The 8,803-nt window shown below is 54.1% G+C and carries 10 protein-coding genes and 1 pseudogene; 2 read left to right on the top strand and 9 right to left on the bottom strand.

Annotated features, from left to right (window positions below; genetic code table 11):
- Window positions 1-47 precede the first annotated feature (47 nt).
- Genes ACR0BI_RS18025 through ACR0BI_RS18040 form a run of 4 tightly spaced genes read right to left on the bottom strand, consistent with a single transcriptional unit; the run spans window position 48 to window position 2,559 of the window.
- Window positions 48-728, bottom strand: a complete 681-nt coding sequence (locus tag ACR0BI_RS18025) for an NAD-dependent epimerase/dehydratase family protein (protein WP_480562592.1) — start codon at window positions 726-728, stop codon at window positions 48-50.
- Entirely contained in the window at window positions 712-1,191 is a 480-nt protein-coding gene (locus ACR0BI_RS18030) for an SRPBCC domain-containing protein (RefSeq protein ID WP_480562591.1), read from the bottom strand. Before ACR0BI_RS18030 ends, ACR0BI_RS18025 begins: the two co-directional genes overlap by 17 nt.
- A gap of 21 nt (window positions 1,192-1,212) precedes the next feature.
- Window positions 1,213-1,668, bottom strand: a complete 456-nt coding sequence (locus ACR0BI_RS18035) for a hypothetical protein (protein ID WP_480562590.1) — start codon at window positions 1,666-1,668, stop codon at window positions 1,213-1,215.
- A gap of 9 nt (window positions 1,669-1,677) precedes the next feature.
- Window positions 1,678-2,559: an oxidoreductase gene (locus ACR0BI_RS18040; RefSeq protein ID WP_480562589.1), complete on the bottom strand. Its 882-nt coding sequence runs from the start codon at window positions 2,557-2,559 to the stop codon at window positions 1,678-1,680.
- A gap of 78 nt (window positions 2,560-2,637) precedes the next feature.
- On the opposite strand from ACR0BI_RS18040, the gene ACR0BI_RS18045 reads away from it, so the two are divergent.
- Window positions 2,638-3,201 (top strand): TetR/AcrR family transcriptional regulator, encoded by a 564-nt coding sequence (locus ACR0BI_RS18045; protein ID WP_170818978.1) that lies wholly within the window; start codon window positions 2,638-2,640, stop codon window positions 3,199-3,201.
- A gap of 108 nt (window positions 3,202-3,309) precedes the next feature.
- On the opposite strand, the pseudogene ACR0BI_RS18050 reads toward ACR0BI_RS18045, so the two are convergent.
- Together ACR0BI_RS18050 and ACR0BI_RS18055 are read right to left on the bottom strand one after the other, a co-directional pair.
- Window positions 3,310-4,104, bottom strand: a pseudogene (locus ACR0BI_RS18050) (aldo/keto reductase); the annotation flags it as partial.
- A gap of 12 nt (window positions 4,105-4,116) precedes the next feature.
- Complete coding sequence (locus ACR0BI_RS18055; protein ID WP_480562588.1) at window positions 4,117-4,296, bottom strand: hypothetical protein; 180 nt, start codon at window positions 4,294-4,296, stop codon at window positions 4,117-4,119.
- A gap of 81 nt (window positions 4,297-4,377) precedes the next feature.
- Here ACR0BI_RS18055 and ACR0BI_RS18060 point away from each other — a divergent pair, with 81 nt between their 5' ends.
- A complete protein-coding gene (locus tag ACR0BI_RS18060) occupies window positions 4,378-5,205 on the top strand; it encodes a LysR family transcriptional regulator (protein WP_480562587.1) in 828 nt (275 codons plus the stop codon).
- A gap of 20 nt (window positions 5,206-5,225) precedes the next feature.
- On the opposite strand, the gene ACR0BI_RS18065 is transcribed toward ACR0BI_RS18060, so the two are convergent.
- The 3 genes from ACR0BI_RS18065 to ACR0BI_RS18075 all read right to left on the bottom strand — a co-directional run bounded on the left by ACR0BI_RS18065 (window position 5,226) and on the right by ACR0BI_RS18075 (window position 8,578).
- Entirely contained in the window at window positions 5,226-6,593 is a 1,368-nt protein-coding gene (locus tag ACR0BI_RS18065; protein ID WP_170392826.1) for a dipeptidase, read from the bottom strand.
- Between the two features lie 370 nt (window positions 6,594-6,963).
- Entirely contained in the window at window positions 6,964-8,001 is a 1,038-nt protein-coding gene (locus ACR0BI_RS18070; protein ID WP_170392825.1) for a glutathione S-transferase C-terminal domain-containing protein, read from the bottom strand.
- A gap of 10 nt (window positions 8,002-8,011) precedes the next feature.
- Window positions 8,012-8,578, bottom strand: coding sequence for a hemerythrin domain-containing protein (locus ACR0BI_RS18075; protein WP_170392824.1), 567 nt, complete (start codon window positions 8,576-8,578; stop codon window positions 8,012-8,014).
- Between the last annotated feature and the right edge of the window lie 225 nt (window positions 8,579-8,803).

The following is an 8,803-nucleotide window of genomic DNA, read 5'->3' on the forward strand; positions in this document are numbered from 1 at the left end:
GAAAGACCTCTGTTGAAAACTAAACAACTCGAGGCGCAACCGCAGCCTCATCCGAGCAACGTACGCATCTCACCGTTTTCAAGAACAGCAGTACGACGAGGATCGTGCATCGCAGTTTGAAGCATGGCATGAGCCAATTCATCGGAAGTTACACCGATGGACGGCATCAGCCTTTGGAGCGGTTTGAGAAGATAATCACCCTTCTTCCACGTGTTCCTCGGCCCCGACGGCGCAATATAGCCTGGACGAAAGGCGAATTTCCTTTCGAGGTCAGATGCAAATAGCTTGCTCTCCGCTTCGCCCTTAATCTTCAAAGCAAAGGACATGCCGCCGCCAACAGACCCAGCGCCTTGAGCGGAAAACAAGCAGAACGTCGCATTGGGCGCTGACCTCTCGCAAGCCGCCAGCAAAGCGCGCAACCAATCGACTGTGATCTCCTCATATTCCACTCGGCTGACTCGCGCGGAATAGGTGGCAAGGCAATGGAAAACAGTGTTGATACCATCGAGGTGGGGCTCAATGGATTGAGTTTCGTCGAATGCTACAAACTTCACATCGATCAGCATTGGGTGATCTAAACCGGACGGCCTGCGCCCAAGCGACACGACCTCACACACAGTTTCTTCGCTCAGCAATGCCGCAAGTACCGATGAACCCACCATCCCCGTCGCACCGGTCAGCAGGACACGTCCAAGTGGTCGAGATGTCTTGTCAGGCAGACTGGGCACGGCGCTCTGCCTCGGCTTTCAAGCCGCGATTGAAAGCTTGGTAACCTTCGACATACATTTTTGCCAAGCGCCCGCCCATCAGGAATGTGATGCCCCCCATGATTTCATCGGATTGTACGAAGCGGGTTTTGCCACCCTCCAACGGCTCAACACAAAAGTGGTGGTTATCGCGAATGCCACCCGGCCCCTTTTCAGCCCAGAAAAACTCCGTCCCCTCCACGACTGAAATCGTGTGATCCAAGGTGGTCAGTTTCTCCTTTGATGAATCAAGCTGAAAGTCGACAGTAATTGTCGATCCATCCTTGATTTCTCCCTTGATACCCACAAGGAACACAGCCCAGTCCTTGTAGTTTGCCGTGTCGGTCAGAACCGACCAGACCAAGTCCGCCGACGCATCGATCAAAATGTCTGTGTGGATTTTGTGATGTGAGAGGTTCACTTTTTCCGATGATCCGGTTTCCATGACTGTCCTTCCGTTGCGGTCTCAAGCGTTCTGTGGCGAGACGCGATCCCCGCCCTGAATTGTGATCCGCCCAAAACGATCCCGCATGCGCTTGGATCGAAAAAGGTAGGTCGAGATGATGATGTAATTGACGCATTCCTGGGCGAAGTTCCGGTAGCGATCCGGATTTTCCAGCATGTCGAAGGTTTGCACAGCACACATCGTGGCAAGCGCGGTGAACATGACCAGCATGGCAATCGGAGTGACGCTCCAGCGCAGGACGTATCCTGCCAGAAACGTGGCACCCGATGCGGTGACCAGTATCCAATGGAGAGTTTGCATGCCCGGCGGAAAGGTCGCGTTTTGCAAAGGCATGAGCGGCGCCAGCCCGGTGAAGTATTCAAGAAACCCGAGCAGTCCCCAGCCCAACATGATAGCCGAGGCGAGCACGATCAGATACTCGAACCCCTGCGAGAGACGCTCTATGAACCGGTTCATCCCCGTCCCTCAGATCGCGAATGTCTGGTCGGTCATCTCTTCCGAGAGACGCCACAGACGTTTGGCCAAATCGGGGTCTTCGCAAATCGGATTGCGGGTCGCGACCCCGGTCTTGCCACTCATCTCTTCGGGGCCTGTCGGGCCGTAGTATTCGCCACCTTTAACATGATCCGACAAAGCGGCGAACAGAGACGGCTTCGCGGCGTCTTCATTGGAGTGCAGAAGCTGTTCGACTTGTGCCTTCATGTTAGCGCGCGATTCTTCGTCCAATTCGTTGAACAGACCGGAGTCCGACCCGCCCGGATGTACAGTCAGCGATTTCAGCGAATTTCCCGAAGCCTTGAGGCGGCGGTTCAGTTCGTCACCGAAGAGCAGACAGGCAAGCTTGGATTGACCGTAAGCAACGCCGCCATCCTGGCCGCATGTCAGATCGTCAAAGTGAATGTTCGCATTCTTGTGGGCGATACTGGAGAGTGAGACGATCCGCGATGCAGGGTTGTCAGGGAACATGTCGATCAGACGCGCAGTCAGCAGGAAATGTCCTAGGTGGTTGGTTGCAAACTGCAGCTCTACGCTAACTGCATTCGTTTGAGCGGAGTACAGCAAGATACCCGCGTTGTTTATCAGCACATCCAGCGTGGAGTACCGGGCTCGGAAAACCTCAGCGAACGCGCGAACCGAGGTAAAATCGCTGAGGTTCAGCACTAGAATCTCAAGTGATGCGGACGGGATCCGCGCAAGAACGTTTGCTTTGGCGGCTTCGGCTTTTTCGAGGCTGCGGCACGCCATGACGACGTGAAAATCTGCTTCGGCCATACCGACTGTTGTTTCAAATCCTATGCCATTGTTCGCACCGGTGACGATTGCGACTTTTCCAGATTGTCTAGACATCTCGCATCCTGACAAGTTGACATATTGTGAGTGACTGTCAACATTGACACTAAGCGCTCATTTGTCAATATGTAAATCATGGAAGATCGCCACGACTATATCCTCGAAGCCGCGAAACGACTTTTTCTTCGCTACGGCGTGAAGCGAACGGGTATGAGCGACATCGCCCAAGAGGCGGGTATCTCGCGTCAAACTCTTTACAAGGCATTCGCGAACAAAGACGAGGTGTTGCGGGCCACGATCCGGTCGCTGGCAGACAGAGTCGTTCTGGATATCGAGGCCGGTCTTAAAAAAGCTGACGGACTTGGAGCACAACTTGATATCGTCTTCAAATATGCCGTCATTGAGCACTATGATTTCTTGCAGTCTTCGCCCAATGCCGAGGACATCATCGCTGGCGTAACTTCGACAAGTCAGAATGAGCTGGAGGCCGGCGCAAAGCGAAACACCGAGATCATCGCGCGTGTCCTGGAGCCGTATTCGAGTGCGATTGAAAGCTGTGACCTGACTGTTGATCAGTACGCGGATTTTATCCAGCGCTCTTCAACAGCGGCCAAGTACAGCGCAAAGAACAAGAAACACTTGATCGGATTGCTGTCCGCTTTGCGAATGTCGGCGTTGAAAGTCACCAGCAGCGTTTAGACGGGTTAGGCCCATAGCAGACCTTGAACAGAAAATTGAAATGCTGCGTTGGCAGCCCGCGTTGCCGACATTGGCGGCAAGCGCACAGTATCGATACAGTTCTGAAAGCTACCTAGGGCGGTCTGGGGCGTGGGGGTTACGCGTTATCAAGCTTTCTATTTCGTTTATTGCTGCAACCGGCAAGGCACCGAAGGTCAATGCCGCTGAAATACCCTCAATTTGTTCTTCTGTCCGAGCGCCTGGAATCGGTATGTATGTTTCAGATTGGCCCCAAATCCACCCGAGAGCCCCCTGCACAAGCGTTCGGCCATTTGTAGTCAGTAAATCGCGAACCGCATCGAGTTGTCGCATGAAGTCTGGATTTGCCCTGCCATCCGTATAGTACTCCATCCAGCTTTCGCCGGATGCGCGCACATCATCCGATGCGATAACGGTATTCTGATGGTACTTCCCTGAAAGCAGCCCCATCGCAAGTGGTGAGCGGATAAGGGACAACAGTCCTTCCTCTTGGACAACCTGTTGCATGCGAGGCGCATCGAAAAAGACGTTCATCACGTATTCGACCGCCTTGAAACCATCCCTGGACGAGGCCGTCCTGGCGTTTTGGGAATAGTCAGTGCTCCAATCATAGGCGCGCAACTTCCCCGCCTCTTTTAAACGGTCCAGTTCGTCAAACACGGCCTCGGCCTGGTCTATTGGCATATCGTTCACATGCAACAGCAAGAGATCAATCCGATCCCGTTCCAGCCGCGACAGACACCCATCTAGGGCAGGGCCAACCTGAGCTGGGGTGAAGGGGTCAAATGAAATCTGCCTGCTCGCTTCATCGATCCCAACCCCAATCTTTGTGACAATCAGGGTGTCGGGTCGATGCTTGAGCGCTTTGCCTAACAAACGTTCCGAATGCCCCGCGCCTTAGGCGGCAGCGGTGTCAAAAAGTGTGATTCCACCATCCAATGCGGCGTGGATTGTACGAATGGAGACACCGTCGTCCGATCGGGTGTAACCCAACGACTGCTCGCCACAATACATTTTGCCACCAATCGGCCAGCACCCCATGCCAAGGGGTGAGATTTCGGTTTCGAGAAAGTTCATGTGTGAGTCTCCTGACTGATACTTCAGAAGAAACGCCATCACAGTCTTTTCATCAACAATATAAAATGTAAGTTTCATTTCATGTATGAAAGCTACTTTGACTGGGACAACCTGCGGCTTTTTCTTGCGGTTGCCAGAGAGGGCGGGCTTGGGCCAGCAGCTGAACAGACCGGCAAGAGCGCACCCACACTGGGTCGGCGCATGATCGAGTTGGAACGCAATCTGGGAACTGAGTTGTTTCACCGTAAACCGCGTGGGTACGATCTGACTGAGGACGGACAAGCGCTGTTGAAAAAAGTCGAACGCATCGAAGCGCGTGTCCTACCTGTCACGGAAAGCGGCCTTGCCACCTCACCACCGTTGGTTAAAATTTCGGCCGGGACCTGGGTGACAAGGATTTTGATCAGCGCTGTCGGAAGACTTACGGGATCAATGTCAGTTCGGCTGCGTTTCATCTCGTCAGAAGACCTACTGAACATCGGGCACAGGGAAGCCGCGATTGGTATTCGAAATCACCGGCCAGAAGAGATAGGCTTGGCCGGTCGCAAGATCGGGCGAGTTCGGTTTGGAGTCTATGCTGCGGATGAAAGCATTTCGACCTGGGTTCGCGTGATGTCCAAAACACCCTCGGCCAGATGGGTGAGAGAGCATTCGCAAGAGGACGACGCCATCGAAGTTACGGCGCCACAAAATGCGCTTGAGCTTGCAAATGCAGGTCTTGCCCGAGCGGTTCTGCCAACTTTCATTGGAAACACGCAGCCGGGCCTGATACCAGTGTCACCTTTGATTGACGATCTGGAACATGATCAATGGCTCGTCACGCATCATGAAGATCGGTTTCTTGCTGAGGTGCGGCATGTCATAGATCGCGCTCATGCAGTGATGTCGGAAGCTTGTGAAAACGGTTGAACCGATGTTGACTGTTAGCACTATTCGCCCAACAGTTCCATCAACCGCGCGTAAGCTGTTTGGCCGCGTCTGAAGGTTGGCAGACGGAAAAACTCGTCCGGTGCATGTTGGTTTTCATCCTCATGTCCAAAGGCAAACATGACAGCGTGCAAACCCAGTTCGTCCAGTAAGGTCGACATCACAGGGATCGAGCCACCAACGCGGGTTTTATAAGCGGGTTTGCCGTAAACCTCTTCGAGAACCTGACCCGCGATGGCAGTTGCGTTGTGGCCAGCAGGTACAAGAAATGGGTCCGCGCGCCCAGGGTTGCGCGATACCTGAGCGGTGACACCCGGCGGGCATTCGGCCTCGACATGGGCGGAGATCAGATCAAAGATCTTTTCAGGACTCTGATTAGCGACCAAGCGACACGTGATCTTAGCCGAAGCAACCGCGGGCAAAACGGTCTTTGTGCCTTCCCCTTGCCAACCGCTGGTCAGCCCATTGACCTCAAGCGTCGGACGTGCCCACAGATTTTCACGTGTGGAATATCCTGGCTCGCCCAAGGTCTCTGGTGCTCCAGTCTGGGCAAGATAGGCCGCTTCATCCCAAGGCACCCGCGCAATTGCCGTGCGATCTTCATCGGTCAGCTCGATGACATCGTCGTAGAAGCCATTCACCGTGATCCGACCATTGGTCGATTTCATACTGGCCAGCAACTGGGCAAGCGCCATCGCGGGATTTGCGACGCCGCCGCCATGCATGCCAGAATGCAGATCGGATTTCGCGCTCTGAACCGAGATCTCAAGTGAGGTGAGCCCTTTCAGACCCAGAACCAGTTGCGGCGTCTCGGTATCCCACTGACTTCCATCGGCTGAAAAGATCATATCGGCCTGAAGTCGGTCGAGATTCGCCTCGATAAAGGGCGGAAGGTCGGGCGATCCGATCTCTTCTTGGCCCTCAAAGAAAAACCGCACGTTCACAGGCAGCTTCCCAGTCTTCGCCAGCAATGCCTCAGCCGCGAGGATCGGTATTAACATTGCACCCTTGTCGTCGGTCGCCCCACGCCCGTAAATCCGATCGCCGCGGATCGTCGGCTCGAACGGAGGCGAGGACCAGAGCTCAAATGGTTCGGCTGGTTGCACGTCAAAATGGCCATAGATCAGGATTGTAGGCGCATCCGGCCCGGCATGCAGCCAATCGGCACAGACCACCGGATGACCTGCTGTCTCCATCATCTGAACGTTTTCCATTCCCGCCATAACCAACCGATCAACCACCCACTGCCCGGCCTTTCGAACATCGCCCGCGTTTTCGGGTTTGGCTGATACCGATGGAATACGAATGAAGTCGCACAGCTCTTCAACAAAGCGCGATTGGTGTGTGTCGAGATATTCGGTCCAGCTCATTCCATACCCTCTCTGATGCTGGCGCTCAACTTACGAAACTGGCCGTAGCCCGCAAGCCTGCGGAAGATAAATTGGGGTCAGGATCATAGCCAGCGCTCTTGCTCAACACCCGTTTGATATCAACCCGAGGCTTGCCGTGCGACTTAGTGGAGAAGGGGGCGAGCTTCGCCATCTACTCGTCGGTTAGCTGATAGAGGTCTCTTATGTCACCGCACCGCTTTAGGAGCCGTGAACCATACAGCAAGCGAAAATCAAGGCATCCTGACCCTAAAATAGTAACATTTGAAGACGGTCGCGCTTCGTCTGCGTTTGCAAAACAAGTCTGCTGCATTTGCAGCAATGTCAGTTTCAAGGTCGAGATTATGAAAAACTAAACTGACGATGCCTTCAGCACTGCGAGATCAGGGCGTAGATAGGCCTCAGGGTAAGACATTGGTTTAGATGGCCCTCGGGGAACAACGCCATTCCAACTGCGCCCGAAATATCCCTGGCGGCAATGCACAAGGGATCCGGAGTTTGCAACGCCAGGCAGTGCATACACACGGCATAGCCAACGCCATAAGTATGGGTAGTCCAATATCCGCGCTCCGTTAAGCTTCATCCGCACATAGTAGACGGGATCATGGCGATAAAGCGTAGGGAACAGGCGCAGATCGGCCTCTGTGAAGTGAATGCCGGTTAAAAAAGGCCTGCCATCAGAAAGGAGCTGCTCCAATTGTTCAAGTGCCTCGAAATAGGCGTCAAATGCTGCCGTATAGATCGTTTGATCGGACGAAAATCCGGCCTTGTAGGCGCCGTTGTTGATCGCAGTGTAGATCAAGTCATTCAAGTTATGGATGTGTTGGCGCAGTGCTTCGTCGTCCGGGTAAAGCCTCACGCGCCTCTTTGCTGGGATGGTGCCGCCAAGGGACTCTGCAGAGGCATCCAACATGCGGATAATTTCGGCGCTTTCGTTGCTCACGATTTGGCCTGATTTCTTATCATAAAGGATCGGCAGGGATTGTTCTTCGGAGCCTTCGGCACGGTAAATATCTTTGGCAAGGCGCAGTCCTCTGCCAGTTCCGGTCTCTCCGGTGCACTCTGGCAAGGTCTCGCTTGTGAGCGAAGCAATGCGGTTGGGTGCGAACTCCCACAGGTTCGGTCCTTCTGGATCGTCTTTGCCAGTGCGGTTGGGAAATGCCACATCCATCGTGACGCCGTCCTGCAACCCCAGAACACTGCGCGCCAAGGTCACGCGATGACACCACGGGCAATTCAGCGCCACAAACAGGTGATATCGGTTGGGTTCTGCAGGAAAATCCGGATCGCCAACGGAGTGGCGAAAGCCGCTGACGCCGCGCACAAATTCACCCCGTGCGCGGCGCTCAGTGATGGCAGTCTGGTCTTCTTCAGTAGATGTGTCGGTCATGACGTCAGCATCATCCTCTGAGTCTGTGATGCAAGATAATTGGTACGGCCAATTCTTCTTCATCACTCAAGTGGCGTTCCAGAAACGCTTTGATCGCTTCGCTTGTCGCATGGAGCTGCCCGGTCTCATCATAGGCTTGGGCCTCATCCAGAGCAGACAGTTTGATCACACGGTTCGCTGCGCGGGTGAAATCATCCAACACCTTGTTCAGATCGGCGTGATCCTGTTCCAGAAGCTCAAGCCCCGCATCAAATCGCGGGTCTGCAGTCGACAATTCAGGGAAATAGCTACGATCTTCCCAGCCGTGATGACCATGCAGGCTCCCGACCAGGTTGCCGCCATAGTGGGACAGCCGCCCAGCATAATCGTCCAACCCCAAATCGTTGTTCAACACATTTTCCGTGTCCAATCGAATACGTTCCGCCAAGTGGTGGAACATCAGGTGTGCGCCGAGCCAATGCTTGGTTTTTTCTTTGAACCCAGGGTGCGCATCCCAGCTGTCGCGCGGGTATTTTTCCAAGAGAAACCGCATCTCTTTCGGCATATCGTCTTGGCGGATAGTGTATTTATCGAGCATCGGTCGTCTCCTTTCGTGACATAGGTGGGAAATCGGATCAGTCTCACCAGTAGCGCAAAACGCACAGTGACTATGCGTCAGCGAACCCCCGCAAAGTGCATGCCGCCTTGATCAGCGATCGCGTATTTAAGTTGGTGATGTCACGTTGCGTGAAGTCAGACAGGCTGTCTTGGCCGCAAACGCCAGCGTAGCACTGCATAAATTGAGCGGTTATACCAGAGTTTC

It is taken from the genome of Ruegeria sp. E5 (genome assembly GCF_056534105.1).

Excerpts from the sequence above, each read along its gene's own strand:
- ACR0BI_RS18045 (WP_170818978.1), top strand. The coding sequence starts at position 2,638 with ATGGAAGATCGCCACGACTATATCCTCGAAGCCGCGAAACGACTTTTT.
- ACR0BI_RS18035 (WP_480562590.1), bottom strand. The coding sequence starts at position 1,668 with ATGAACCGGTTCATAGAGCGTCTCTCGCAGGGGTTCGAGTATCTGATC.
- ACR0BI_RS18040 (WP_480562589.1), bottom strand. The coding sequence starts at position 2,559 with ATGTCTAGACAATCTGGAAAAGTCGCAATCGTCACCGGTGCGAACAAT.
- ACR0BI_RS18070 (WP_170392825.1), bottom strand. The coding sequence starts at position 8,001 with ATGACCGACACATCTACTGAAGAAGACCAGACTGCCATCACTGAGCGC.
- ACR0BI_RS18055 (WP_480562588.1), bottom strand. The coding sequence starts at position 4,296 with ATGAACTTTCTCGAAACCGAAATCTCACCCCTTGGCATGGGGTGCTGG.
- ACR0BI_RS18030 (WP_480562591.1), bottom strand. The coding sequence starts at position 1,191 with ATGGAAACCGGATCATCGGAAAAAGTGAACCTCTCACATCACAAAATC.
- ACR0BI_RS18060 (WP_480562587.1), top strand. The coding sequence starts at position 4,378 with ATGTATGAAAGCTACTTTGACTGGGACAACCTGCGGCTTTTTCTTGCG.
- ACR0BI_RS18065 (WP_170392826.1), bottom strand. The coding sequence starts at position 6,593 with ATGAGCTGGACCGAATATCTCGACACACACCAATCGCGCTTTGTTGAA.
- ACR0BI_RS18075 (WP_170392824.1), bottom strand. The coding sequence starts at position 8,578 with ATGCTCGATAAATACACTATCCGCCAAGACGATATGCCGAAAGAGATG.